We start from the raw sequence: 25,666 nt of genomic DNA, 5'->3' as shown, positions 1-25,666 counted from the left end.
GGTTGAACAGAGCAAAAACGGGGCAGACAAGCGGGGCAGAGATGAAAAGGCCCGCACCAAGGCGGGCCCGACAGGGTCAAACGGCCTGACTGACGCTGGCCAGTTTATCGAAGTAGTCCGGGAAGGTCTTGGAGGTACAGCCCGGATCATTGATGGTGACGGCGGTATCCGACAGCGCCACCAGCGAGAAGCACATGGCGATGCGGTGATCGTTGTAAGTGTCGATGGCCGCGTGCTTGAGGCTGGCCGGCGGTGTCACGGTAATGAAGTCGTGCCCCTCCTCCACTTCAACCCCCAGCTTGCGCAGCTCGGTGGCCATGGCGTGCAGACGATCCGTCTCCTTCACCCGCCAGTTGTAGATGTTGCGAATGGAGGTGGGCCCCTTAGCAAACAACGCCGCAACCGCTATGGTCATGGCCGCATCGGGAATGTGGTTCATGTCCATGTCGATGCCGTGCAGCGGGGCCTGCTCGGCCTCGATGAAGTCATCACCCCAGGTGATGCGCGCACCCATTTTCTCCAGCACGTCGGCGAAGTGGATGTCGCCCTGGATGCTGTGCTTGCCGATGCCGGTCACGCGCATCTTGCCCTTGATGGCCCCGGCCGCGAGGAAATAGGAGGCGCTGGAGGCATCCCCTTCCACCAGGAAGTCACCCGGGCTGACGTAGCTCTGGTTGCCCTTGATGTAGAACAGCTTGTAGTTGTCGTGCTCGATGACCACCCCGAACTGCTTCATGATGTGCAGCGTGATGTCGATGTAGGGCTTGGAGACCAGCTCCCCCTTGATGTGGATGCGGGTGTCGCCAGCCGCCATGGGCGCCGCCATCAAAAACGCCGTCAAAAACTGGCTGGAGACGGAGCCGTCGACGTGCACATCACCGCCCCACAAGCCCTTGGCATCCACCACCAGCGGCGGGTAGCCGTCTTTTTTCAAGTACTGGATATGGGCACCCGCTTCGCGCAGGGCATCCACCAGATGGCCGATGGGACGCTCTTCCATGCGTGGTTCGCCGCCCAGGGTATATTCACCAGACCCCAGACACAGCGCGGCGCACAGCGGGCGCATGGCGGTACCGGCGTTGCCGAGGAACAGATTGACCGGCTCTTTCACCGCGAAACTGCGGCCAAGACCGTGCACTGTGCACTCTGTCTTGTCGGCGGAGAGCTTGTACTTGACCCCGAGCTGGGTCAGTGCCGCCAGCATATGACGAATGTCATCGCTGTCGAGCAGGTTGGTGAGCCGGGTGGTACCACGGGCCAAGGCTGCCAGCAGCAGGGCCCGGTTGGACACGCTCTTGGAGCCGGGCAGATTGACCTCACCGGCCACAGTAGAAATGGGTTCCAAACGCAACGAATTCATAGACTTCCTGTACTGTCTCAAATAATTCACCTGACCGGACGTTAGCAGCCCGCGCCTTGCTCGGCAAGACCGCGCGTGGCACAAAAACGGGCCAGACCCGCGGTCGATCAGGATCCACTGAAAAAACAGACGCCGGGGAGTCCCCGGCGTTTGCAATGGGGAAAAACGCCTCAGCCGTGACGCTTGGCAAAGCCATCCATAAAGCTCACCAGCGCCTTGACCCCTTCCAGCGGCATGGCGTTGTAGAGGCTGGCACGCATGCCACCGACGATGCGGTGTCCCTTGAGCGCCAGCAGACCGGCGGCCTCCGACTCGGCCAGGAACTGTGCGTCCAGCGCCTCGTTTTTCAGCTGGAACGGGATGTTCATGCGGGAACGGCAGCTGGCATCCACCTTGTTGCCATAGAAGCTCGACTGGTCGAGGTAGCCGTAGAGGAAATCGGCCTTCTCCTTGTTGCGCGCTTCCATCGCCTCAAGCCCGCCCTGCTCTTTGAGCCACTCGAACACCAGACCGGCCAGATACCAGGCATAGGTGGGCGGCGTGTTGAACATGGAGTCATTCTTGGCGGTGAGTTGGTAGTCAAAAATCGAGGGCACGTCGGCTCTCGCCTGGTTCAGCAGGTCGTCACGTACGATGGCGATGGCCAGCCCCGACGGGCCTATGTTCTTCTGGGCGCCAGCGTAGATGATACCGAAACGGCTCACGTCGATGGGACGAGAGAGGATTGTGGAGGAGAGATCCGCCACCAGAGGCACATCGCCGGTGGCCGGGATGTCGAACATCTCTATGCCGTCTATGGTTTCGTTCGGGCAGTAGTGCACAAAGGCCGCATCGGCGCGAAACGCCGGGGTCGGCAACAGGTGGGAGATCCCCTGGGCGTTCTTGGCGACCCCAGGGAAGGTCTGGATGTCACCGTACTTGTGGGCTTCATCCACGGCGCTCTGGGCCCAGACCCCGGTCAGCAGATAATCGGCCTTTTTATTGGCGCCGCCGAGCAGATTCATGGGCACGGCAGAGAATTGGCCACGACCACCACCGTGCATGAAGAGCACCTTGTAGTTGTCCGGTACCGCCAGCAGTTCGCGCAGATCGGCTTCCGCCTTGGCGGCGACCGCCATATAGGGCTTGCCGCGGTGGGAGAGCTCCATGACCGAGGCTCCCAGCCCCTGAAAATTACAAAATTCGCGCTGGGCGCGCTCCATGACTTCAACCGGCAACATGGCGGGGCCGGCGCAGAAGTTGTAAATCTGTTTGCTCATGACGCTTTCCGTGAGTGGATGAGAGTAATCGATGACTTGTCTGGTTTTACACAAGAGCCGCCCCAGGATCAAAGGCTTTTTGGGAGCTGGCTCAACCTTTTGTCGCCCGGCCCGGCTCAGGCCATGATGAAGAAAGCCCTGAACGGGTCAGGGCTTGCAGGGAACATGCATGGAAATGGGGGACAGGCCGCATCAATGACGGACAAGGCCCCTTTTCAACAAATTCACAGCTTGGCGGTGAGCTCGGGCAGCAGGGTGAACAGATCCCCCACCAGACCGTAGTCGGCCACCTGAAAGATGGGGGCCTCGCCATCCTTGTTGATGGCCACGATCACCTTCGACTCCTTCATCCCCGCCAGATGCTGGATGGCCCCCGAGATGCCAACCGCAATATAGAGCTCGGGAGCGACCACCTTGCCGGTCTGGCCCACCTGCAGATCGTTGGCTACATAACCCGCATCCACCGCCGCCCGCGACGCCCCGACCGCGCCGCCCAGCTTGTCGGCCAGCGCCTCGATCAGGGCAAACTGTGCCTTGGAGCCAAGCGCCCGTCCGCCCGAGACCACCACCCGCGCAGCCGCAAGCTCGGGCCTGGCGGATCGCACGGCGCGCCGCTCGATCAGCCGGGTGCGGCAGGCCACATCGGCCACCGGCAGTCGCTCGACAGTGCCCTGCCCAGTCCCGAATTCGGCCTTGGCAAAGGCGGTCGGCCTGATGGTGAGCACCTTGATGGGGGCACTGCTCGCCACCCGGGCAACGGCATTGCCCGCGTAGATGGGGCGCAGGAAGGTATCACCGCTCTCTATGCCGGTCACCTCGGAGAGCATCTCGACCCCGAGCCTGGCCGCCACCCGTGGCAGCAGATCCTTGCCCTGGGTGCTGGCGGCCATCAGGCAGTGCTGATAATCCCGTGCGATGTGGGCGAGCAGGGGATCGACGCCGTCGTTGAGCCCTTCCGCCAGCATGGGATGCTCGGCCAGCAGCACCCTGTCCACCCCTTGCAGGCTGGCGGCCTGTTCACCCGCTTCGGTCAGTCCCTGACCCAGCAGCAACAGGTGCACCTCGCCGCCAAGCTGGCCCGCCGCCGTGACCAGCTGGGCCACGTTGTCGGCAAGCCTGCCCTGATGATGTTCAGCAATAACCAGTACGCTCATGACAACACCCTATTGTTAACAACGCTTTTCATCGTGCCAGCCCTCATCCCAGCCTGGGGCAGGCACCCAATATGTTTCGCCATCATCGATGCGCTCATGGCAGTACCTTGGCTTCGTGCTTGAGTTTGTCCAGCAGCTCGTCCACCGAGCCGACTCTGACGCCGGCACGGCGCACGGCTGGCGCCATCACCCCGAGCAGCCGGGTATGGCCGGCGGGTTCGATGCCGAGGGCGGCGAAGGGGACACTCTCAAGCGGCTTGCGCTTGGCTTTCATTATGTTGGGCAGCGAGGCAAAGCGAGGTTCGTTCAGGCGCAGATCCACCGTCACTACGGCAGGCAGCGGCATGCCGAGGGTCTCCAGGCCGCCGTCTATCTCGCGGGTCACCTGTAGCTCGCCGTCCACCAGCTTGATGGCGGAGGCGAAGGTGGCCAACGGCCAGTCGGTGAGGGCTGCGAGCATCTGGCCCGCCTGGTTGTTGTCAGAATCGATGGACTGCTTGCCGAGCAGCACCAGATCGGGCTGCTCCTGCTCGCACACCTGTTGCAGGGCGCGTGCCACGGTAAGTGGAGTGAGCGTCTCATCGGTCACATAATGGCGGGCCCGATCCGCCCCCAGCGCCAGGGCATGGCGCAACTGCTCGACCGCCGCCTCAGGCCCGAAGGTCACCACCACCAGCTCAGTCGCGATACCGGCTTCACGCAGCCTCACCCCCTCCTCCACCGCAATTTCACAAAACGGGTTGATCCCCATCTTCACATTGGCGAGCTCCACGTCGGAGCCATCGCTCTTGACCCGGATCTTGACGTTGTAATCCAGTACCCGCTTGATCGCGACCAGCAGCTTCATGACGCGCATCCCTCGCTTCGATTGAGTGAATCCATTGACGAGCCCTCGCATTTTTTTGCTTACAATTGCTTTACGTTTACGTAAACTACCAGCACTACCCTAGGCCAAGTCAAGCGCAGAGGCAAGATGGAACGCGAAGCAATGGAATTTGATGTCGTCATCGTCGGTGGCGGCCCAGCAGGGCTCAGTGCCGCCATCGCCCTGAAGCAGCACAATGCCGATCTCTCGGTCTGTCTGCTGGAGAAGGGAGCGGAAGTCGGCGCCCATCTGCTCTCCGGCGCCCTGTTCGACCCCATAGCCCTCAAGGAGCTGTTGCCGGACCGCTGGCAGCAGGCGCCCCTTGGCATTCCCGTCAACGATGATCGGGTTCATCTGTTGCAAAACGACAACCGCGCCCTGCAACTGCCCCGCTGGGCCGTGCCGCCGCGCATGCACAACGATGGCAGTCATATTCTCAGCCTGGGCAACCTCTGCCGCTGGCTCGGTCAGCAGGCCGAGCAGCTGGGAGTCGAAATCTACCCGGGTTTTACCGCAAGCGAGCTCATCATGGAAGCGGGACGGGTGCGGGGTGTGATCACCGGCGATCTCGGGCTGGACAGAGCCGGCAATCCCAGGGCGGATCACGTGCCCGGCATGGCGCTCTATGGCCGCTACACCCTGTTTGCCGAAGGGGCCCGCGGCCATCTAGGCAAACAGTTGATCGCCGAGTTCAATCTGGAAAACAGCGCCCAGCCGCAACATTATGCCATCGGCTTCAAGGAGCTGTGGCAGGTGCCAGCGGATCAGGCCAAGCCGGGCCGGGTGCTCCATGGCAGCGGCTGGCCGCTGGTCGAACGCCGAGCCAGCAAGAGCCAGGGTGGCTTCTACCTCTATCATATGGAGGGCAATCAGGTAGCGGTCGGGCTCATCGTCGATCTCAACTACAGCAACCCCTGGCTCAGCCCGTTCGACGAGTTCCAGCGCCTCAAGCACCATCCCCTCATCGCACAGACCCTGCAGGGAGGCGAGCGCATCAGCTACGGTGCCCGCGCCATCACCAAGGGCGGCTGGCACTCGCTGCCGCGCATGCACTTTCCCGGCGGTCTGCTGATCGGCTGCGATGCCGGCACCTTGGACTTTTCCCGTATCAAGGGCATTCACACCGCCATGAAATCGGGCATGCTGGCGGCGAAAACCGTCGCCATGAGTCTGCGTGGCGGCGATGAGGGTGGCCGGGATCTGGCCGAGTACGGCGATGCGCTGCAACAGAGCTGGCTGGCCTTTGAGCTGAAAACGGCGCGCAACTTCGGCGCAGCCCTGCACCGCTGGGGTCCCTGGCTCGGCGGCGCCTTCAACTGGCTGGAGCAGCGGCTGTTTGCTCGCTCCTCACCGTTAACCCTGCTGGACAAGGAGCCGGACTACCGCCAGCTGCGCATGGCCAGCCGCTGCGATCCCATCGATTATCCCAAGCCCGATGGCAAACTCAGCTTTGACAAGCTCTCTTCTGTTTATCTCGCCAACACCAGTCACGATGAGGATCAGCCCTGCCACCTCAAGTTGCAGGATGCAAGTATCCCGGTCGCGGTCAACCTGCCCACCTGGGCCGAGCCCGCCCAGCGTTACTGCCCGGCCGGGGTGTTCGAGATAGTGGAAAGCGAGAGCCAGCCTTGCTTGCAGATCAACGCGGCCAACTGCATTCACTGCAAGACCTGCGACATCAAGGATCCCAGCCAGAACATCATCTGGACGCCACCGCAAGGAGGATCCGGACCCAACTACCCCAATATGTGATGACGTGCTGCGATACCAAGATGTGGTGACATTAAAGATGCGCAGCCCCAGCACATCGTCTGGACGCCACCGCAAGGAGGATCCGGACCCAACTACCCCAATATGTGATGAAGTGCTGCGATACCAAGATGTGGTGACATCAAAGATGTGCAGCCCCAGCACATCGTCTGGACACTACCGCGGGAAGGGCCCGGGCCCACTATCCCAATCGGTGAGGCCTATCCCCCCAGACGGGTACTCGGCACAATGCAGCAGTCAACAGGCGGTCACTTTCACAGCCAGATCCGCTGATCCGACCTCGCTGTTTTTTTGAGCAAACAGGCTGAACCTCGGATGAATAGGCCCTGACAAGCGCGTCCCGCCCCTGTATAGTTCGCCGCATTCAGGTTTTCCATCGGCCCGTTTTGTTTGTCCACGGGGTCGCTTTCTATGCGATCTAGGCCGCATGACCTGTGCAACCATCCCTGATTATCCATGACTTTTTAAGGGGGGACAGATGATCACCGCCTACATTCTCAATAACAAGGTACTGGACATAGTCACGCTCGGGCCTGACGACATAGTGCCTGACAACACCGTCTGGCTGGATGCCTACAAGCCGGACACGGCGGAGCGAGAATGGTTGACGGGCCTGTTCCTGGAAGAGGTTCCCGACAAGGAAGAGCTGGACGACATCGAAGCATCCGCCCGTTTCTACTGGGATACCGATGGTCTGCACATTCACTCTTTGTTCCCCCAGCGGATCGGCCGTGATACCAAGGGTGTCCACGTCTCCTTTACCCTGCGCAACAACCTGCTGATCAGCATCCGCGAGGATGACATCGGCCTGGTGCGCCTGCTGCGCCATTACATGCGTCAGGACAGGCTGGAGGTGGAGGATGCCCTCGACATTCTGCTGGAGGTGCAAAACCTCAAGGTGGAGTACCTCTCCGATCTCATCGAAGACGGTTACAAAACGTTGGAAAACACCGCCGATCAGATCTTCGAGCCGGATCAGATCAACCCCATGCTCAAGGAGTTGATGGCGCAGGAAGAGGCCAACGGCCAGATCCGTCTCTCCCTGCACGATACCCGTCGCGCCTTGCGTTTTCTCAAGCGCAGCCTGCGCCAGCGCATGAGCAACGAGCAGAACAAGTGGATCGACGAAATGCTGCACGACGTGGAGTCCCTCTTGCCCCACACCCAGTTCCTGTTCGACAAGATCAACTTCCAGCTGGAGGCCTCCATGGGGGTGACCAATCTGGAGCAGAACAAGGTGATCAAGATCTTCTCGGTAGCTGCGGTGATCTTCCTGCCACCGACGCTTATCGCCAGCATCTACGGCATGAACTTTGGGCGCATGCCCGAGCTCGCCTGGGAGTATGGCTATCCGCTCTCGCTGGTGTTGATGGTGATGTCATCGCTCGGCACAGGCCTCTTCTTCAAGCGCAAAGGCTGGCTGTAAACGCCGCCAGAAAGTGCGATAAAAAGTGCGATAAAAAAAGACGATGGATTGGGGGGCACTGGCCCCCCGATTAATTCGTGTCACCCGACACGCCTTGCAAAGGGCGCCCCCCTACCCCATATCCTCTTCATCACTTGCACAACCCAAGCAACGGGCGACCATGACCCTCTACCCCGAACACAGATATGACGATCACGGCCAGTTGCGCCCTCCCCTCTGGTTTTGGCCCATCGCCCTCTTGCTGACCCGCTCGGTCTGGCTGTTTCTGATGGCCGGTGTCACCCGCGAGAGCGGCAGCGAGATCCTGACCCTCTTCTATCCAGACAAGATCAGCCTCTACATCAGCCTGCTGACCGACGTGCCCGCCATGCTGGCACTGCTCGCCTTTGGCGGCACCTATCAGCAGACCAACAGCGTGCGCGCCCGGCTCAGGCGCCACAGCCGCGGCCTCTTGCTCTGCTCCACCGTCAGCGGCCTGGTGATGCAGCTGCACAGCCTCAACCTGCAGAAATGGTCGTTCAGCTGGCCCACCGCCCTGGTGCTGATCGGCAGCCTCTGGGCACTCTGGTATCTGCTGCGCAGCCGCCAGATCCGCGAATACGCCGCCGATCAACCTCACTGAGCATGCAGGGTCACTCATTGACGAGTGACCCGGATCTGCAGGGTCTGGCGATCGCTCTGGCTGCCGCGCCCCCCCCCCTGCAACTGAGTGCCAAGACTGTTTCCTTGCTGGGCCGAGCTGGTGGATAACTCCCCCACCGTCAGCCACTGACCCGGGGTACCGCTCACCTCGGTGGCGTTCTGCCCCGTGCTGATGGTGCCCTGCTCCAGCCTGGCCTGTTCGCTGCTGAGCGCTATCTGCACCCTGTCCCCTATCAGGGTGGCGGTGGCGTAGAGACCGTTGATGAGCGGCATCAGCCCCACCACCTGGCCACCGCGCCACTGATAGAAGGTGACCGGCTGGTAGGAGCCCATCTGCAGCAACACGGGCCGCCCCGACAGGCCGCGCACCTGCCAGCTGTCGTTCTGGCTGCGCTGGTATTGCCGGGCATTGCCCTCCAGCAGCCATTGCCGTTTGGCCGCATCACCACCGATACCCGCTTCTATCTGCTGACCGCTTGAGGCGCCATCCACCCGCCATTCGATAAGCAGACTCTGGGGTGGCTGGTTGAGTTTGGCCAGGGTCGCTTCGGCCTCTTGCAGCTGGGCCGCACTGCCGCTCAACACCAGTTGATTGCCCATGGCACTCACCCCAAGCTCCGGGTAGATCTCCTTGAGGGTCTGCACCGCCGCCTGGGCCTCGAATACCGGGATCACCTTGACCTCGGCCCGCAGCGGCAGGCACCAGAGCCCGCACAGCCACAAGATCCCGCTCCAACGCCACCTTCTCATCTCTCTATCTCCTGTCCGGGAGCCCGGATCACCGTCTCTGCCAGTCTGGCTATCACCATCATGATCCATCTGCCTTGCTTTTCAATGACTTTGCACCCCAGGGGCAATGGCGGCATGGGCCGGAGCGCCCCCCTTGACGGCCTGCGAGCCGAAAGGACGGAGATAGATCAAATAATACAAATAAAAATGATTACCATTTGTTGTCACGGAAAAATCGCTCGGATACAATTCGGACTCATTTTTTCGAGCCAGCCGCTGATGAAGCCTGTTACCGCCACCACCACCCCTGCCATCATCCATCTGGCGATGCTGATCAACATGCTCTCCATGGGCAGCATGATGATGGTGATGCCGCTCGGGCCGGATCTGGTCATCAGCCTCGGCATGCAACCGGAACAGACGGGTTATTTCAGCGGTGGTGCCACTCTGGGCTCGGCCCTGATGGGCCTCATCGCCGCTCCCTGGCTCGATCGTGTCAACCGCAAACCCGCCCTGCTGGTGCTGCTCACCCTGCGTTTTCTGCTGCTGATGGCCTGCGCCCTGGTGCAAAACAGCCAGCAACTGCTGATGCTGTTCATTCTGTCGGGCTGCGTGGCTGGCCCCCTCTCCGCCATCCTGATGGCCGCCGTGCTGGACCTGGTTCCCCCGGCCGAACGGGGCCGCCGCCTCGCCTACGTGGGCATGGCCTTCTCGCTGGCCGCCATTTTGGTGGTGCCCATCGCCCTGGTACTGGCCCAGTGGCTCGACTGGCAGAGCCCCTTCCTGCTGTTTGGCGCTGGCGGCCTGCTGCTGGCCCTGCTCTGCGCCATCCTGCTGCCCTCCCTGCCGGTCAGCCGGGCCCCTCACGGCAGCGGCTTGCGCCAGCTGCTGGGATCGCCGCTCTGCCAGGGCGCCCTGCTCATTCTCTGTTTGCAGATGTTCGGTCACTTCCTGCTGATCCCGCACTTTGCCAACTACTTCCAGTTCAACCTAGATTTCCCGCGCGAGCAGATCGCCGCCCTCTATCTGTGTGGCGGTCTCGCCAGCATGGCGACCATGCGGCTGTGCGGCAGCTGGATCGATCAGGGCCGGGCGCTGGCCGCCATCCTGATCACCAGCTTGTTGCTGGCCCTGATCACCCTGCTCGGCTTCGCGGCTCCGGTCGGTGTGCCCGTCTACCTGCTGTTTACCCTTTTCATGGCGCTGAGCTCGGCCCGCGCCAGTACCACGCTTGCCATCACGGCGGCTATTCCGGCCCCCCATCAGCGCGCCGCCTTCATGTCTTTTCAGGGCACGGTGACCAATGTGGCGGCGGGTCTCGGCAGCCTGCTCTCGGCCAAGTATCTCTTCTCGGATGACACTGGCGCCCTGCACGGCTTTGCGGGGCTCGCCTGGATCAATATTGGCTGTGGCCTGCTGGCCTGCGGCGGTGTCTGGCTCCTGCTCAAGGGGCTGGCGCAGACAAGGAATAACAATAACCCCGAGTCTGGCGCCGCCAGACAAGGAAGTCAGTGAGCTACCGGCCCCAGAGCCGGACCCCATAACCTCTGTTTTATTCATGGAGTTTTGACTATGCAGTTGCAGCCTGGCGTATTTCGCTTGAACCCGATTTTGCTCTCCCTCGGCCTGTTTGCCCTGCCGGGCCTGGCCCAGGCTGAGTTGCCCAAAGCCAACGAGACCATGGTGGTCACCGCCACCCAGACCCAGCACACTGAGCTCTCCGCCCCGGCCAGCGTCTCTGTGGTGACCCGCGCCGATCTGGACAAGATGAACGCCAACAACATAGGCGATGCCCTCAAGCATGTGCCCGGCGTCAACATCATAGGCACCAACCCCACAGGTCGCAGCGAGATCAAGATCCGTGGCATGGGCGGCGACTACACCCTGCTGCTGATCAACGGCAAACGGGTCAATGCCCGCGAGACCCTGGGCAGCTCGTTTGGCAATGACTTCGACTTGAGCTCCATCCCCATGGCGGCCATAGAGCGCATCGAAGTGATCCGTGGCCCCGTCTCCTCCCTGTACGGTGCCGACGCCCTCGGCGGCGTGGTCAACGTGATCCTGCGCCAGGCCAAGGAGAAGACGGAAGCAGCCGTCGGTTACACCCACACCATGCCCACCAAGGGCGACGGTGGCGATGCCAATCAGGGCAGCGCCTTTGTCTCCGGTGCCCTCATCGACAACAAGCTGCTCGGCAGCGTAGTGGTCGAAGGTTATCAGCGTGACCGCTGGCACAGCGATCAGTCCAACAACCCGGATGCCGATGCGCTGGAAAAACGGGAAGTGGTCAACATGCTCTCCAGCCTGAAGTGGCTGGTCAGTGACAACCAGGATATCGATTTCGATCTGGGCTACAACCAGAACGACATGGACAGCTACTTCAACAACGTGCCCCGTGCCCCGACCGCACCGGCCACTCCGCACAACGTGCAAAAGCTCGATCGCCTGAGCCTGGGAGTCACCCACAACGGCCGTTGGGAGCACTTCGACAGCCGCGCCCGCTACTACTTCGAGCAGACGGATCTGATGGATGACTCCCAGCTCAATGGCGGCGCCGCCGATGTCACCCAGACCAACAACACGGTCGATGGCCAGCTGAGCGGCTATCTGGGGGATCACCTGCTGACCTCGGGTGCCGAGTTGCGCAAGACCGAGCTGGAGCACAGCCGCAGCATCACCAACGGCAGCGTGGATGCGAGCCAGAGCGCCCTCTATCTGCAGGACGAGTTCAGCCTGGGGGATCTGGCACTGACCCTCTCCGGCCGACTCGACCACCACGAAACTTATGGCAACGAGTTCAGCCCGCGCGCCTATGCGCTCTACAAACTGACCGACGAGTGGGTGATCAAGGGTGGCGCCGGCAAGGCGTTCAAGGCACCGACCCTGGCCCAGTCCAGCGAAGGCTTCGCCACCACCGCCTGCCGTGGCGCCTGCAAGGTGGTCGGCAACCCGAACCTGAAACCGGAAACCGCCGTCAGCTATGAGCTGGGCACCGCCTACGAGAGCGCTCGCTTCGGCGCAGGTGTGACCGGCTTCCACAACGACATCGAGGATCTGATCCAGAGCGATCAGTGGGGCCCGGGCTACCGTCCGAGCGTCATGACCTACCTCAACGTCAAGAAGGCGCGGGTGAAAGGGCTGGAGCTGACCGGCTGGGTCGACGTACTGGACAATGTCAAGTTGACCGGTAACTGGAGCCTGCTGGATTCCGAAGACAAGAGCACGGGCGAGGATCTGGCCAAGACCCCGGATCACACAGGCAACCTCAGCCTGGATTGGCAAGCCACCGAGATCGTCAGCACCAACCTGGCCTGGCAATACGTGGGCAGCCAGTTCATCAAGGTGCCGATGCACAACTCCCAGGCGTTGAAGTCCGAGCACTACCAGACCCTGGACGTCAACACCAAGTGGAAGGTGACCCCGGCGCTCGATTTCAAACTCGGCATCACCAATCTGACCAATACAGAGCGTGACCAGGTCGCCACCGACGCCGACTTCATCCTAGAAGGTCGCACCGTCTACGCCGGCGTGGATTACAAGCTGTAATCCCCCGTTCGGGAGCCCTGTCCAGGGCTCCCTTTTTCCGTTTTTATCGCTCGACAATAAGGAGTAGCCGGGTGCTCAGACACCAAACACCGCTGTTCTGGCTGGGAGTTGTTCTCCTGTTCCTGCTGATCTGTCTGTCACTGGCCACCGGTGCCGGTGTCTATGGTGGCCGTGAGGTCGCCGGATTTCTGCTGGGCGATCCCGCCCTCATGGCCGACGAAAAACTCGCCATGATCATTTATACCCTGCGTCTGCCCCGCACCCTGTGTGCCCTGGTGGTGGGCGTCTGTCTCGCGCTGGCGGCCTCCATGTTGCAAAGCGCCACCCGCAATCCGCTGGCCGAGCCCGGCCTGCTCGGCGTCAACGCCGGCGCCGTGTTCGCCCTGGTGATAGGGCTGACCTATTTCGGCGTCGAATCGGCCTACGGTTACCTGCTCTGGTCCGGCATGGGTGCCCTGCTTGGCAACCTCATCGTACTGGGTCTCGGCCTCATGGTGGGTCGCTCCAATCCGCTCAAGCTCATCCTGGTGGGGGTCGCCCTCTCCGCCACCTTCGGCGGCCTCTCCAACTTCCTGCTGCTCTCCAACAAGGTGGTGCTGGAGCAGTTCCGCTTCTGGAACCTGGGGTCGCTGGCGGCCTCGGATCTCGACGCCGTGCTCACCGTGGTGCCCTTCGCTCTGGCCGGTCTGCTGCTGACACTGGCCCTGTGCCGCCAGCTCACCCTGATGCAGATGGGGGACAACCAGGCCCAGGCCCTCGGCATACGGCCGACCCGGGTGCGGATCGGCGTGCTGCTGGCCGCCACCCTGTTCACCGCCTGCGCCATCGCCATCGCCGGCCCCATCGGCTTCGTCGGTTTCCTGGCCGCCTACTGCGCCCGCCTGGTGGAGCCGGTGCGCCTCGCCATCCAGGTGCGTTTCTCCGCCCTGTTTGGCGTGCTGTTCCTGCTCGGCGCCGACATCCTGGCCCGCTGGCTGATCCAGCCGTTCGAGCTGCCCAACGGGGTGATCCTGGCGCTGATCGGTGCCCCCGTGCTCATCATGGTGGTGCGCAGCGGCGGCTTCCGCTCCCTGCTGGCCGTCAAATAAGGTCGCCCTGCCTCATGAACAATCCAATGAATACACCGCTGAACGCTTCCCTCCCCTCCGGCACCCTCTGCCTGCGACTGGGTGACCGCACCCTGCTGCTGCACCGCCGTGCCTGGCTTATCACGCTGGGGCTCCTGGTGGCCCTGGTGCTGCTCTCCCTGCTGGCGCTGACCCTGGGTTCAAGCAAGCTCACCATGCTGGGGGTGGTGCAGACCCTGCTTGGTGAGGGGAGCCGGCTCGATGAGGTGACTGTCTTCAAGATCCGGCTGCCGCGCATCGTCGCCGTCTTGGTGGCGGGCGCCGCCATGGGCCTCTCCGGCTGTCTGGTGCAGACCCTCATTCGCAACCGCCTCGCCACCCCGGACATGATAGGGGTCAACGAGGGGGCATCGCTTGCCATCATCGCCTTCTCCCTCTACCTCACCCTGGGCAGCTGGCCCTGGTGGGCCGCGCCGCTCGGCGCCCTGTTTGCCGCCGCCGTGCTCTACGCCCTGTGCAACAAGCCGGGGGAGCAGGGGTATCTGTTCGTGGTGATCGGCATCGGCGTCTCCGAGCTGATGAACGCCATCGGCCAGTTCGTCATGTCCACCCAGTCGCTGGTGCACCTCACCAGCCTCTACCTGTGGAACATGGGCAACTTCGTCGGTCAGGGCTACGGCACAGTCGTGCCGGTGGGGATCCTGATCCTGCTGGTCTGCCCCTGGATCATTTATCTCTCCCGCGCCCTGGGCGTGCTGCGTCTGGGCCCTGTCACAGCACAGAGCCTGGGGGTGAACGTCAACCGGGTGCAGCTCGGCGTGCTGGCCCAGGCCATCGTCGTGGCGGCCCTTGGCACCGCCATCGGCGGTCCTGTGGTGTTCATCGCCATGGCCGCCCCCATACTCGCCTCCTGGATGAGCCGGGATCGCATAGTGCCGCTGTGGATTGCCGCCCTATGCGGCGCCCTGCTGCTGCTGGCGAGCGACACCCTGGTGCGGGTGCTGGCCAGCCCCCATGAGGTCGCCACCGGCATCATGACCCGTATTCTTGGCGGCATACTGCTGCTGTTTATTCTGATCAAAGACAGACAGAGAACCGACTGATGACCCTCACCCTAAATCGCCTCCACTTCGGCTATCAGCAAAAGCCCGTCTTCAACGACATCTCCTTTACCATTCCCAAGGGCAAGCTGGTCGGCATAGTCGGCCCCAATGGCGGTGGCAAATCCACCCTGCTAAAGCTGCTGGCTGGCCAGGAGCAGCCCCAATCCGGTGAGATATTGCTCAAGGGCAAACCGCTGGAGAGTTACGGCATGAAAGCGCTGGCCCGGGAGCTCGCCTACCTGCCCCAGCGCCCCCTAGTGCCCGCCGGCATTCAGGTCGAACAGCTGGTGCAGTACGGCCGCCATCCCCATCAGGGCTGGTTCAATCAATGGAGTGAAGAGGATGCCCGCATGGTGCGCTGGGCCTGCGAGCGGATGCAGCTTGGCGACATCTTGGCGCAGAGCGCCAATTCGCTGTCCGGTGGCCAGGCCCAGCGGGTGTGGCTGGCCATGGTGCTGGCCCAGGACGCAGACATCATATTGCTCGATGAGCCCACCAGCGCCCTCGACATCGGTCACCAGACCGAGGTGATGGAGGCCATCCACCAGATCACCGCCGAGGGCAAGACGGTGCTCATCGTCATCCACGATCTCGCCACCGCCGCCCGCTACTGCGACGAGCTGATCGCACTGGGAGATGGCGGCATCCAGGCCATGGGGCCAGCCCGCGAGGTAGTGACCAAGTCCCTCATCGACCGCCTCTACCAGACCGACGTGGACATACTGCACGCCCCCGGCGACGGCGCCCCCATCATAGTGCCGCGCCGCAGGCCGCACGCCTTTGCCATGCGCCAGCCGGCCTGAGCCCCATCAAAAAGCCGCCGAGAGGCGGTTTTTTATGTTTGCAGCTCGGCGCACCGCCACTCACAGCAGCAGGCTGGTAAGTACCCCGCCCGGCAGTGTTTGCCAGTGCCTTGTTTGCCAATGCAGTGCCTGCCAGTACATTGGCTGCCAGTACACAGTGCAGCGCCAACCGGCGGGCAGATCCGGGGTCAACCCGCCCACCAGTTCGAGGGTGAGGGTCTGCTCCGTCATGGTCAGCCAGCGGGCATCGAGAAAGTCAAAATAGCGCCCCACCCTGGGATAGAGCGCCTTGAACAGGCTCTCCTTGGCCGAAAAGATCAAGGTGAGCGCCTCACTCCTGCTCAGGCCAACGGCGCGGGCAGCGGCCGCCAGCCGGGCCCACTCCTCCCCACTGGCAATGCCGGGCCAGAGCTCGCTCGCCTGCCCCTCTGCCAGCCAGCCCTCCAGATCCAGCCCCATCCCCGCCCGACCGGGGCGTACCGCACACAGCGCCATGCCGCGCCCCTGCAACAGGCTGTGGCTGATGCTGCCCTCAAACCCCGCAGGCCAGCAGGGTTCGCGAGCCGCCCCTATGCTCACCTGCTGCTGGCCCAGACCAAAGGGGTGCAAGGCCCGGCGCGCCGCCAGCCGGCCGGCCAGAAACTCCCCCAACCGCTTGGGGGCCGCACGCTGCAAGCTGGCGGGCAGCAGGATCCGGGCTTGCTCATAGCAAGCCGGAGTGAAAGCGGCGGGATCGAAGCAGACCTGCTGCAGCGACAGCGGCGCGAAACCGGGCAGCGGCAGGCAGTCGGCCTGCAGGATAAAGCTGCCTCGGGATCCGGCAGCCAGGGGAGCGATTGGCATCGAAAAAGCCCTTGGTTCGAGAGCGGCCATGGTAGCAAATCACTCCCTCCCAGCACCACAAACGCAAATGACAATTCTTATCATTTGAATTTGTGATAGTATAAGTCCGCCCGTTTGGGGCCCGGTTTTTCGCTGATTTCACCAAGAAGGATGTAACGATGAAGATCTCCTCCCCCCTGGCCGCCGTGCTGATGCTGGCCAGCCTGGTCGGTTTTCAGGCCCAGGCCGGCACCGAGACCCGTCAGGTGACCGATGCCGATGGCAAGACCCTGCTCGTGCCCGCCCAGCCCAAGCGGGTGGTGGTGCTGAGCGAAATCGATCTGGATACTGCCCTGACCCTGGGGTTGCAGCCGGTCGGCACCGTCAACGGTCGCGGTCAGGGCACATTACCCCGTTACCTGCTGACCAAGGCCGGCAAGGATATCGCCGTGGTCGGCGATCTGGACAACCCCAATCTGGAGCGGCTGATCGATCTGGAGCCGGATCTCATCCTGACCGGCCAGACCAAACCCGAACTGCTGACCCTGCTGCAAGAGATAGCCCCCACAGTGGTCACCGGCAACTGGGGTGATTCCTGGAAGGAGATCTTCAATCGCAGCGCCCACGTGCTGAACCGGGATGCCGAAGCCAAGACCTTCCTCGCCCAGTATGACGCCCGCCTGCAAGAAGCCCGCAGCAAGCTTGCCATGCATCAGGGCGAGCGCCTGAGCATAGTGCGCTGGAACCCGAAGGGCCCGAGCTACATGCACGGCGGCACCTTCGCCAGCAGCGTGGTGGAAGAGATGGGGCTGGCCCGTCCGACCCACCAGATCGGCGACAAGACCCCCCACTCCCCGGCCCTGAGCCTCGAATCCCTCAACCTGCTGGACGGTGACTGGCTGGTGATAGGTACCCTGAGCGCGAGCGGCGATGCGGTGGATGCCATGAAGCAGGCCGAGCAGACCCCGGCCTTCCAGCAACTGAACGCCATCAAGGGCAAGCGCTTTGGCGCCGTGGACGGCTCCCTGTGGACCTCCACCGGCGGCCCCCAGGCGGCGCTCAAGGTGATCGACGACGTCGAGCAGCTGCTCGCCAAACCGGACGCGGCCCCCATCACCCAATAAGCCCGCGCTCATATGGCAAATAAAGAAGCCCGCATGATGCGGGCTTCTTTGTTTATCAAGGCACTCGGACAGAGAGCTTACTCGGGTAACGGCAGCGCCTTTCTGTCCAGCTTGCCGCTGCCGGTCTTGGGCAGGGCATCCAGCAGGATGAGCCGTGCCGGCACCATGTAGTGCGGCAGCGTCGCCTGCAGCCCCTTGCGCAGGGCAAGCCGGTTGAGGGTCACTCCGCTTTTCGCCTCCACGTAGCCCACCAGCATGGCCTCGTCCCCCTCGCCCACCAGACGCACCGCAGCCTCCTGCACCCCGGGTTGGCGGCGAAGGCCCGCCTCCACCTCCCCCAACTCGATGCGAAAACCGCGCAGCTTGACCTGATCGTCGCGCCGTCCCAGATAGAGGAAGCTGTCCGCCCCCAGCCGCCGTACCCGATCGCCGGTGCGATAGAGGCGATGGGTGGCAAGGCGCAGGAAGGCGGCGCTGGTCAAGGCCGGCTTGCGCCAGTAGCCCTCGCACAGGGCCGGGCTCTCGATGCAAAGCTCCCCGCACTCCCCCTCTGATACCGGCAACCCCGCCTCGTCCAGCACCCAGTGGCGATAGCCGGGCAGGCTGTGGCTAATGGTGATCTGCCCCTTCGCCGGTGGCCAGCACACCTCGCTCACCAGCGACCAGACGGTGGCCTCGGTCGGCCCGTAGCAGTTCCACAGCCGCCGGGTACGGGCACAGAGCTGCTCGGCCAGACCTGAGTCCAGCGCCTCACCGCCGCACAGGGCGGTGAGGGTATTTCGTCCCTGCCAGCCCGCCTTGAGCAGCATGCGCCAGCAGGCCGGGGTGGCCTGCAGCCAGTTGATGGAAGGATCCGCCTCGAGCAGCGCCATCATTCCCAACGGATCCTTGTTGTGCTCGCCACCGGCCACCGTCAGCCGGCCACCGCCCCAGAGCGGCCCCAGCATCTCCAGCAGGGAGATGTCGAAGGCCGGGGTGGTGATGAAGAGCCAGTGGCAGTTAGGTGATAGCCCGAGCCGCTCGCGGATCCCGTCGAGGAAGCAGAGCAAGGCCCGCCGGCTGATGACCACCCCCTTGGGCTCACCGGTGGATCCCGAGGTGAACATCATGTAGGCGGCCAGGGCGTCATCCACCTGGGGCCAGGAAACAGGCCCTGCCGCTGCGGGCCCGTCGAGGGTGCGCAGCGGACAACCGAAGGCGGGCACCGGCCTGTCGCCGTCGCAGATCACTGCCGACAGGCGCGCCTGACGGGCGATCCCCTGCAGCCGCTCCACCGGAAAATCCGGCTCAAGGGGCACTAAGGTGAGGCCGAGGCGCAGGCAGGCCAGCAGGCTGGCCACCAGATCGGGGCTGCGGGAGAGATAGAGGCCGACCCGCTCCCCCACCGCCAGCCCCTTCAGGCGGGCGGCAATCTGGGCCACCCGATCATTGAGCGCGCCGTAGCTGAGCCACTGCCCTGCGGTTGCACCGTCACGGCTCTCTGCCATGCCCACACCGATGGCAGGGGCCAGCGGGGTGGCGGCCAGACATGCCGCCAGCCGCGCGCCCAGGTTGGCCGCCCCCTCACGGGGGGCAGGCCGGGTTTGCATGAGCGGAGCCTCATGCTTGATGGTCACTGTCATAGCGCGGCCTCCGTTTGGCGCACCAGCCAGTGCCGATAGAGCCGGCTGGGGGATGGATGGGTCTTGAGCGTCTGCAGGGTAAGCGGCGCCCGATCCTGGCCAAACGCCTCGTTGAGGGTCGCCAGCAGGGCGAGCTGCTGCACCGAATCCACCCCGAGTTCACACAGGGTCTGCTGCCAGATGCCGGGCACGCCGCACTGGCGCTCCCACAGCGCCACCAGCGCGCGGGCCTCGGCCGGGGGCTGAGCCAGGCCGGGCTCAGCCTTGGTGGCGGCCACTTGTGTGACAGTCGCTGGTGTGACTACCGCTTGTGCCGGGGCCAGCGCAGTCGCCGCCACTCTGGCCGGCTGGTTCAGATCCGCTTGCGCCAGCCAGCCAAGCTCGGCCAGCCAGGCAGCCAGCACCGCCTCGGCCTGGACCTCGGGGATCTGCTCGCCGTCGAACTCGAGGCGCAGCTGGAGCGTCTCGCCCCGGCTGCTGACCACCAAGGAAAGCGGCAGTTCCACCTTCTCCACCACGGTGCCAAACTTTGGCACCAGCTGGTGGGGTTCGGGGGCGGCAGGGGCCGCCGGCATGGGGTAGTTCTCGAACACGAACAGGCTCTGGAACAGACGCGCCCGGCCTTTGGTCAGTGCCGCCAGCGATTGGGTGCCGTGCTCATTGAGCGCCATCAGGTCGGCCTGCAACCGGGCGATATGCTCGGCCAGGGTCGCCTCAGTGCGCCACTCCAACGCCAACGGCAGGCTGTTGATGTAGAGCCCGACGCTCGCGGTGATCCCCTCAATGGGGTAATCCCGGCCCGGGGTCACGTTGCCCACCAGGGTGACGGCATCGCTACAGCGGCGTGCCAGCAGACGGTGCCAGGCATATTGGGCCAACAGGCCCGCAGTCACGCCAAGGTCACGGGCACGGCGCGCGAGCAAGGTCGCCACCTCGGCCGTCAACACCGTGGCGCACACCGCCGGTCGCTGCTGGGTATGGCGCCCGCTTGAGCACGCGTCCAACGTCACCCCGAACAGGCAGGCGAGATCGTTAGGCGTTGCCAAGAGCTCGCCGCGCCCCTGCCAGTAGGCGTCGGCGCTGCGGGTTTGGATCGCGATATGGCGGCCAAATTCGAGCCAGGCGGTATCCGGATCGCGCTGGGGCAACAGGCCGTTCATCAGCGCCTGATAGCCGCGATGCAAGGACCCCAGCAACACGGGGCCACTCCAGCCATCCAGCACGCCGTGATGGGCGCTGAAGATCACCTTGTGGTGATCGGGGGCCAGTTTGAAGCAGGCAAGGCGCAGCAGGGGCGCCTGCTCGAGCGGGATCGGGCGGGCCAGATCCTGCTCGCGATAGGCCTGGACCCGTGCCTCTGCATTTCCCACTTCAGACAAGTCCTCATAGTGGAATGGCAACTCGGCACGCTTGAGGATGCGCTGCAGCGCGACCCCGTCCGCCAGCACCAGTTCGCTGCGAAGGGCCGGCCAAAGGGCTATCTGCCCCTGCCAGGCCTGACGGTAGACCGCCACGTCCAGCGGCTGATGATAGTCAAACTCGGTCTGCAGGTGATAGGCGTGATCTCGGGGCAGCAACGCCCTGTGATGGAACATGCTCTGCTGCAAGGAAGTCATGGGCAGCAGAGTCTCCACCTCGCGCCCGCTCAGCACCCGATCGAGCGCGGCTTGCGAGAGGCCAAGCCCCGGGAAGTCGCTCGGGGTGTGGCGGGGGGCCTTCAGGTTGCAGCAGTGTTCCACCAGCGCCGTCAGGTTGTCCGCCAGCCGTGCCATCAGGGCGTCGCTCCCTTGCTGGTTGAGGGCGCCGACCTGGCGCAGGGTGAGGCGGCCATCAAACACGCCCCCGTGCAGACTGACCAGCTCCCTCGGCAGGTTGTCAGGGGACGTGGGTGCCCCCGGCGCCAACGGCAGGGGCTGCCAGGGCTGAGCAGCCTCGCCCTGATGGCTGACCCCCAGGTAGTTGAAGACGATCAGGGCTTCGGGCAGTACCCAGCCACGAGGGTGGTGCAGCCGCAGGGCGTTGAAGCCCACCCCCTTGTCCGGCACGGCGCGCAGCTGCTCCTTGGTGGCGCAGACCAGCGCATCCCACGCCCCGGCATCCGCCAGCGCCAGCGGATAGGTGCTGGTGAACCAGCCCAGGGTACGGCTCACGTCCAGTTCAGCATCGATGGCCTCGCGGCCGTGCCCTTCCAGCATCACGCAGTGGCGGGCACCATAACCCAGCTCGCTCAAGGTGCGAGTCAGGGCGGCCAGCAGCAGATCGGGCACCCGGGTGAAGAAGGCCTGATTGGCGGTGTCGATAAGACGAGCCGTGGTCTCCTGACTCAGTTGCAGCAGGCTGGCGGGGGCGCGGCCATCTTCGGCGCGCGCCGCTTCCAGCAGGTGACCCTGGCTGCCCTCCCCCTGAGCCAGCCAAAAGCCAAGCTGCTCCTCTTCCCGTTTGGCGTAGGCCGCGAGCCCCTCGCCCCACTGGCGATAGCTGCTGCCCTTGGCGGGCAGCGGGTCGCCCCTGCTCACCCGTGCCAGATCCTCGGCCAGAATACGCCAGGAGACCGCATCGATGACCAGGTGATGGAAGGCAAGGAAGAGCCCCTCCACCGTCTCGCGCTCACCCTCCAGGGAGAGATTGTGCAGACGGGCCCAGGCCAGGGTATGGCCGCTGGCGGGATCGAGATCCCCCTGCAGCTCGGTCAGGCGGGCCTGCAGCTCGGCCTCATCGAGGCTGCCGGCATCCAGGGTCGGCAGCGGCGGCAATGGCAGTTCGGCCAGGTAGCGCTGACCGGCCGGAGTCACCGCCAGGCGCAGGGCGTCGTGATGCTGGCGCAGGGTATCCAGCCAGCCACGCAGGGCCTCATCGTCCACCCCTGCCGGCAGGCGCAGGATCACCCCCTGGTTCCAGTGACCGGACTTGGCAAAGCCCTGCTCGAAGAACCAGTGCTGGATGGGATGGAGCGGGAACTCACCGGTCAGGCTGCCCTGCTCGCTCCTGTGGCTGACGGCTTGCTGCTGGCCGAGCTGGCGGCAGAGGCGGCGCACCGTCTTGGCCTCGAACACATCCTTGACGCTGCAGTGCAACCCCGCATCCCGCAACCGGGTGGTGAGCTGGATGCTGAGGATGGAGTCACCGCCCAGACGGAAGAAGTCATCCTCCACCCCGAGCGGTTGCTTGAGCACCCCTTGCCAGATGGCCAGCACGGTCTGCTCCAGTTCGTTTTGCGGCTCGCCCTTGCTCTGCTGCCAGACGATGGCGGGCAGGCGGCGCAAGTCCAGCTTGCCGTTGGGAGTGAGCGGCATCTCGGGCAGCCAGCAGAGGCGCGCCGGCACCATGTATTCGGGCAGGCACTCGCCGGCTCGCTGCAGCAGGGCGTCGCCGTCGGGCTCCCTTGCCCCGGCCTGCAAACAGGCATACGCCAGCAGGCGCCCCTCCTGCACCACCACCTTGATTTGGCGGATGACCGGGCACAATTCGGCAAGCCGGGTCTCTATCTCCCCCGGCTCGATGCGATAGCCGCGCAGCTTGATCTGCTCGTCTATCCGGCCCAGATACTGGATGTTGCCATCGCGGCGCAGCAGGGCCCGATCGCCGGTGCGATAGAGGCGATGGGGTCGATCCGCCAGCGCCAGCTCGATAAAGGCCTCCTGGGTGCGCGCCGGCAGATTGAGGTAGCCGCGGGCCAGCCCCAGCCCTGCCAGGCAGAGCTCGCCGGGGACCCCCACCGGGCAGAGGTTGCCCGCCTCGTCCAGGATCAGCGCCTTCAGGTGGTTGACGGGGCGACCTATGGTGATGGGCGCCCCCGGGGTGAGCCGCGCGCAGAGCGCGGTGACGGTACACTCGGTCGGGCCGTACATGTTGAAGAGGGCCACCCGCTCTCCCCAACGCTCCACCAGGCTGCTCGGGCACGCCTCGCCGCCAAAACCGATGGCCTTGAGGGAGCCGAGATCCGTCGGTGGCAACAGGTTTGCCAACAGCGCCGTGGGCAAAATCATATGGCTGGCACCACAATCGATCGCGGCACCGATCACCCCTTCACCCGGCTCGCCGAAGTGCAGGGCCGCGCCGCAGTACAGGGGCAGCAAGGCGGTCATGTTGCCCGCATCAAACGAGAGGGACATGCAGTTGAACATGGCCCCCCCCTTCCCAAGGGCGATGCGCTCACCGTGATCCGCCATCAGGTTGACCAGGCTACCCTGCTCCACCATGACTCCCTTGGGCAGGCCGGTGCTGCCGGAGGTGTAGATGATCTGGGCCAGCATGGCGGCGTCCCGGGGCAGTGCGGGCGTGCTGGTTGGCATCTTGTCCAGCGCCAGCTGGTGCAGGTTGTGGTAACCGGCATCTGTGCCCTTGATGGCCTCGGCAAGCCGAGCATCCGGCTCTCCCCCGAGCACCAGCGCAATACTGGCGTCGCTCAGGATATGGGCCAGCCGCTCGGCGGGATAGGCAGGGTCGAGGGGCACATAGGCCGCCCCCGCCTTCCAGCAGGCGAGCAGGGCAACCACGAAGGCGACATCGCGTCTGGCCTGGATGCCGATGGCGGCGCCCGGGGTGACGCCCTGAGCCAGCAGCCAGTGGGCCAGCCGGTTGGCACGCACCTCCAGCTCGCCATAGGTCAACGATTGCGCACCGTCGCTGACCGCCAGCGCGTCCGGCAACTGCGTGGCCCGCCGCTCGATATGACAGAGCAGGGTGTCACGGCTCGGGTAGTCTCTCGGCAGGTCGGCAAGCTGTGCGGCCAGGGCGGCCTGGTCGGTGCCCGCCTCCAGCGGCAACTGCCAGATGTCGGTCTCGGGGGCCGCCACCACAGCGCGCATCAGGTGCAGCAGGCGATCTGCGTAGGCCTGGATGGTCTCTCGCTCGAACAGGGCGGTGGCGAACAGCCAGTCTACCCGGACGGAGTCCATCAGCTCGGTCACTTTGACCGAGATGTCGGTCTTGGCCGGCAGCACAGGCGAGGTCTCCTCCACCAGCTGGCAGCCGGGGATGAGATCGTTGAAGTCCACCTTGGCCTGATAGACCAGCATGATCTGGAAGATGGGGTTGATGGCGGTGGTGCGATCGGCGCCGATGGCCTCGGCCAGCGCCTCGAAACGGTAGAGCTGGTGATCGAAGGCCGCCAGATCCTCCTCCCGGCACTGCTGCAGATAGTCGACAAAGCTGGGCTTGCCGCTGAGTTGAGTGCGCAGCACCAGCGTATTGACGAAAAAGCCCACCAGCGACTCGATCTCGTGGCGCTCGCGATAGGCGAGCGGGGTGCCGATCACCACCTCCTTCTCGCCGCTCTGGCGCACCATCAGCAGGGCAAACAGGGCGTGCAGACCGATGAAGTTGGAGGTGCTGTGGCGCTGACAGAGGCGCTTGAAGCTTTCCCACAGATCGTTGTCAATGGTGGAGAAGACCAGCTCGCCGCCGCTGTCCTGATGGGCCGGGCGCGGCTTGTCGAGCGGCAGGCCGTGCACCTCGGGGCTGCCACCGAGCCGGTCGACCCAGAACGGCTTGAACTCGGCGTGATAATCGAGGAAACGGTCCGAGTTGAACCAGCGGGCATAGTCGATGTAGGTGAGCGGCAGCTCGCTCACCTGCAGGGGCTCGCGGTTCTGATGGGCAAGAAAGGCGCGCTTGAGATCCGCGAACATGTTCTTGACCGACCAGCCGTCGGAAATGATGTGGTGCTGGGTGATCAGCAGCACGTGCTCGCGGCTGCCAAGCCGGATAAGGTGCACCCGGCTCAGCTCCCCCTGGGTCAGGGAGAAGGGGCGCCCTATCTCCTCGCGCACCCGGCGGGCCACATAGACCTCGCGCTCGGCAATGGGCTCTGCGCTCACGTCCTCGATATGCAGCTTGAAGGGCACGTGCGGCAGTATCTCCTGCGCCCCCCTGCCCGCCTCGTCCTTGATGAAGCGGGTGCGCATGCTGGGGTGGCGGGCAAACAGGTGATCGAAGGCAAACTCCAGCGCCGCCGTGTCCAGCTCGCCGCTCACCCTGAAGTAGACCGGCATGTTGTAGAGGTGGGAGGCCTCTTCGTACTGCTCGATAAACCAGAGCCCGCTCTGGGACGAGGAGAGCGGCCCCTGCCGGGCGCCCTCGGCGGCGATGGGTGCCTCGAAGGCGGCGCGGGCCGCCAGGCAGCGCACCAACTCATCCTTGTGGGCCTTGATGGTGGCGCCGATGGCCGGCGTCACCGCCTCCTTGCTCGACTGGGAGATAAGCTGGCCCTTGTCGTTCAGCGCCAGCTTGACGCCCTGCCGTTCCAGCTGTTTCAACAGCAAAATCATATTGTTCATCTGTACCTCAGACAGCCGGTGTGGCGCGATAGGAAGAAAAACCGTCCTGCCCCTTCTCATTCAGGGCGAGCTTGACTCTCTGACCGTCCAGCCGTT

General features: G+C 64.1%; 18 protein-coding genes. 10 read left to right on the top strand and 8 right to left on the bottom strand.

Going from position 1 to position 25,666, the window contains the following annotated elements; genetic code table 11:
- Positions 1-76: 76 nt before the first annotated feature.
- The 4 genes from aroA to ACW5XD_RS12725 form a co-directional block, all read right to left on the bottom strand.
- Positions 77-1,360 carry a 3-phosphoshikimate 1-carboxyvinyltransferase gene (aroA, locus tag ACW5XD_RS12740; RefSeq protein ID WP_456495199.1) on the bottom strand — a complete coding sequence of 428 codons (1,284 nt, stop codon included), beginning with the start codon at positions 1,358-1,360 and terminating at the stop codon, positions 77-79.
- Between the two features lie 170 nt (positions 1,361-1,530).
- Positions 1,531-2,619 carry a 3-phosphoserine/phosphohydroxythreonine transaminase gene (serC, locus tag ACW5XD_RS12735; protein ID WP_456495198.1) on the bottom strand — a complete coding sequence of 363 codons (1,089 nt, stop codon included), beginning with the start codon at positions 2,617-2,619 and terminating at the stop codon, positions 1,531-1,533.
- A gap of 224 nt (positions 2,620-2,843) precedes the next feature.
- On the bottom strand, positions 2,844-3,773 hold the full coding sequence (locus tag ACW5XD_RS12730; RefSeq protein ID WP_456495197.1) for an electron transfer flavoprotein subunit alpha/FixB family protein: 930 nt from the start codon (positions 3,771-3,773) through the stop codon (positions 2,844-2,846).
- Positions 3,774-3,867: 94 nt separating this feature from the next.
- Positions 3,868-4,620, bottom strand: coding sequence for an electron transfer flavoprotein subunit beta/FixA family protein (locus ACW5XD_RS12725; RefSeq protein ID WP_456495196.1), 753 nt, complete (start codon positions 4,618-4,620; stop codon positions 3,868-3,870).
- A 126-nt stretch (positions 4,621-4,746) separates the two neighbouring features.
- Between ACW5XD_RS12725 and ACW5XD_RS12720 the strand changes: the two genes are divergently transcribed.
- The 4 genes from ACW5XD_RS12720 to ACW5XD_RS12705 all read left to right on the top strand — a co-directional run bounded on the left by ACW5XD_RS12720 (position 4,747) and on the right by ACW5XD_RS12705 (position 8,456).
- Complete coding sequence (locus ACW5XD_RS12720; RefSeq protein ID WP_456495195.1) at positions 4,747-6,390, top strand: electron transfer flavoprotein-ubiquinone oxidoreductase; 1,644 nt, start codon at positions 4,747-4,749, stop codon at positions 6,388-6,390.
- Between the two features lie 12 nt (positions 6,391-6,402).
- Positions 6,403-6,498 (top strand): 4Fe-4S dicluster domain-containing protein, encoded by a 96-nt coding sequence (locus ACW5XD_RS12715; RefSeq protein ID WP_456495232.1) that lies wholly within the window; start codon positions 6,403-6,405, stop codon positions 6,496-6,498.
- A 388-nt stretch (positions 6,499-6,886) separates the two neighbouring features.
- Positions 6,887-7,834: a magnesium/cobalt transporter CorA gene (gene corA, locus ACW5XD_RS12710; RefSeq protein WP_011705843.1), complete on the top strand. Its 948-nt coding sequence runs from the start codon at positions 6,887-6,889 to the stop codon at positions 7,832-7,834.
- A 160-nt stretch (positions 7,835-7,994) separates the two neighbouring features.
- Positions 7,995-8,456, top strand: a complete 462-nt coding sequence (locus tag ACW5XD_RS12705; RefSeq protein WP_456495194.1) for a DUF2919 domain-containing protein — start codon at positions 7,995-7,997, stop codon at positions 8,454-8,456.
- A gap of 14 nt (positions 8,457-8,470) precedes the next feature.
- Here ACW5XD_RS12705 and ACW5XD_RS12700 read toward each other — a convergent pair whose 3' ends face one another.
- The gene (locus ACW5XD_RS12700; RefSeq protein WP_456495193.1) at positions 8,471-9,226 is read right to left on the bottom strand and encodes a hypothetical protein; all 756 of its coding nucleotides are present in this window, start codon (positions 9,224-9,226) and stop codon (positions 8,471-8,473) included.
- A 258-nt stretch (positions 9,227-9,484) separates the two neighbouring features.
- Between ACW5XD_RS12700 and ACW5XD_RS12695 the strand changes: the two genes are divergently transcribed.
- The 5 genes from ACW5XD_RS12695 to ACW5XD_RS12675 all read left to right on the top strand — a co-directional run bounded on the left by ACW5XD_RS12695 (position 9,485) and on the right by ACW5XD_RS12675 (position 15,724).
- Positions 9,485-10,720 carry a siderophore amonabactin export MFS transporter gene (locus tag ACW5XD_RS12695; RefSeq protein ID WP_456495192.1) on the top strand — a complete coding sequence of 412 codons (1,236 nt, stop codon included), beginning with the start codon at positions 9,485-9,487 and terminating at the stop codon, positions 10,718-10,720.
- Positions 10,721-10,777: 57 nt separating this feature from the next.
- Complete coding sequence (locus ACW5XD_RS12690; protein ID WP_456495191.1) at positions 10,778-12,751, top strand: siderophore amonabactin TonB-dependent receptor; 1,974 nt, start codon at positions 10,778-10,780, stop codon at positions 12,749-12,751.
- Between the two features lie 71 nt (positions 12,752-12,822).
- Positions 12,823-13,839 carry an amonabactin ABC transporter permease subunit 2 gene (locus ACW5XD_RS12685; RefSeq protein WP_456495190.1) on the top strand — a complete coding sequence of 339 codons (1,017 nt, stop codon included), beginning with the start codon at positions 12,823-12,825 and terminating at the stop codon, positions 13,837-13,839.
- Between the two features lie 14 nt (positions 13,840-13,853).
- Positions 13,854-14,921, top strand: coding sequence for an amonabactin ABC transporter permease subunit 1 (locus ACW5XD_RS12680; RefSeq protein WP_456495189.1), 1,068 nt, complete (start codon positions 13,854-13,856; stop codon positions 14,919-14,921).
- A complete protein-coding gene (locus tag ACW5XD_RS12675) occupies positions 14,921-15,724 on the top strand; it encodes an amonabactin ABC transporter ATP-binding protein (protein WP_456495188.1) in 804 nt (267 codons plus the stop codon). The genes ACW5XD_RS12680 and ACW5XD_RS12675 overlap by 1 nt, the downstream gene beginning before the upstream one ends.
- Before the next feature lie 60 nt (positions 15,725-15,784).
- Here ACW5XD_RS12675 and amoD read toward each other — a convergent pair whose 3' ends face one another.
- Positions 15,785-16,567, bottom strand: coding sequence for an amonabactin biosynthesis phosphopantetheinyl transferase AmoD (gene amoD, locus ACW5XD_RS12670; RefSeq protein WP_456495187.1), 783 nt, complete (start codon positions 16,565-16,567; stop codon positions 15,785-15,787).
- Between the two features lie 158 nt (positions 16,568-16,725).
- Here amoD and ACW5XD_RS12665 point away from each other — a divergent pair, with 158 nt between their 5' ends.
- Complete coding sequence (locus ACW5XD_RS12665; protein WP_456495186.1) at positions 16,726-17,670, top strand: amonabactin ABC transporter substrate-binding protein; 945 nt, start codon at positions 16,726-16,728, stop codon at positions 17,668-17,670.
- Positions 17,671-17,747: 77 nt separating this feature from the next.
- Here ACW5XD_RS12665 and amoH read toward each other — a convergent pair whose 3' ends face one another.
- Together amoH and amoG are read right to left on the bottom strand one after the other, a co-directional pair.
- Positions 17,748-19,292 carry an amonabactin biosynthesis glycine adenylation protein AmoH gene (gene amoH / locus ACW5XD_RS12660; RefSeq protein WP_456495185.1) on the bottom strand — a complete coding sequence of 515 codons (1,545 nt, stop codon included), beginning with the start codon at positions 19,290-19,292 and terminating at the stop codon, positions 17,748-17,750.
- Positions 19,289-25,570: an amonabactin biosynthesis non-ribosomal peptide synthetase AmoG gene (gene amoG, locus ACW5XD_RS12655; protein WP_456495184.1), complete on the bottom strand. Its 6,282-nt coding sequence runs from the start codon at positions 25,568-25,570 to the stop codon at positions 19,289-19,291. Before amoG ends, amoH begins: the two co-directional genes overlap by 4 nt.
- Positions 25,571-25,666 lie beyond the last annotated feature (96 nt).

The sequence above is a fragment of the Aeromonas enterica genome, assembly GCF_054052465.1.
This window is presented reverse-complemented; position numbering and strand designations above follow the sequence as displayed.

Bases quoted from the DNA above. Each gene is read 5' to 3' on its own strand.
- amoD (WP_456495187.1), bottom strand. From the start codon at position 16,567: ATGCCAATCGCTCCCCTGGCTGCCGGATCCCGAGGCAGCTTTATCCTG.
- amoG (WP_456495184.1), bottom strand. From the start codon at position 25,570: ATGAACAATATGATTTTGCTGTTGAAACAGCTGGAACGGCAGGGCGTC.
- ACW5XD_RS12720 (WP_456495195.1), top strand. From the start codon at position 4,747: ATGGAACGCGAAGCAATGGAATTTGATGTCGTCATCGTCGGTGGCGGC.
- ACW5XD_RS12680 (WP_456495189.1), top strand. From the start codon at position 13,854: ATGAACAATCCAATGAATACACCGCTGAACGCTTCCCTCCCCTCCGGC.
- ACW5XD_RS12705 (WP_456495194.1), top strand. From the start codon at position 7,995: ATGACCCTCTACCCCGAACACAGATATGACGATCACGGCCAGTTGCGC.
- serC (WP_456495198.1), bottom strand. From the start codon at position 2,619: ATGAGCAAACAGATTTACAACTTCTGCGCCGGCCCCGCCATGTTGCCG.
- ACW5XD_RS12725 (WP_456495196.1), bottom strand. From the start codon at position 4,620: ATGAAGCTGCTGGTCGCGATCAAGCGGGTACTGGATTACAACGTCAAG.
- ACW5XD_RS12695 (WP_456495192.1), top strand. From the start codon at position 9,485: ATGAAGCCTGTTACCGCCACCACCACCCCTGCCATCATCCATCTGGCG.
- ACW5XD_RS12675 (WP_456495188.1), top strand. From the start codon at position 14,921: ATGACCCTCACCCTAAATCGCCTCCACTTCGGCTATCAGCAAAAGCCC.
- ACW5XD_RS12690 (WP_456495191.1), top strand. From the start codon at position 10,778: ATGCAGTTGCAGCCTGGCGTATTTCGCTTGAACCCGATTTTGCTCTCC.
- ACW5XD_RS12665 (WP_456495186.1), top strand. From the start codon at position 16,726: ATGAAGATCTCCTCCCCCCTGGCCGCCGTGCTGATGCTGGCCAGCCTG.
- ACW5XD_RS12700 (WP_456495193.1), bottom strand. From the start codon at position 9,226: ATGAGAAGGTGGCGTTGGAGCGGGATCTTGTGGCTGTGCGGGCTCTGG.
- corA (WP_011705843.1), top strand. From the start codon at position 6,887: ATGATCACCGCCTACATTCTCAATAACAAGGTACTGGACATAGTCACG.
- amoH (WP_456495185.1), bottom strand. From the start codon at position 19,292: ATGACAGTGACCATCAAGCATGAGGCTCCGCTCATGCAAACCCGGCCT.
- ACW5XD_RS12730 (WP_456495197.1), bottom strand. From the start codon at position 3,773: ATGAGCGTACTGGTTATTGCTGAACATCATCAGGGCAGGCTTGCCGAC.
- aroA (WP_456495199.1), bottom strand. From the start codon at position 1,360: ATGAATTCGTTGCGTTTGGAACCCATTTCTACTGTGGCCGGTGAGGTC.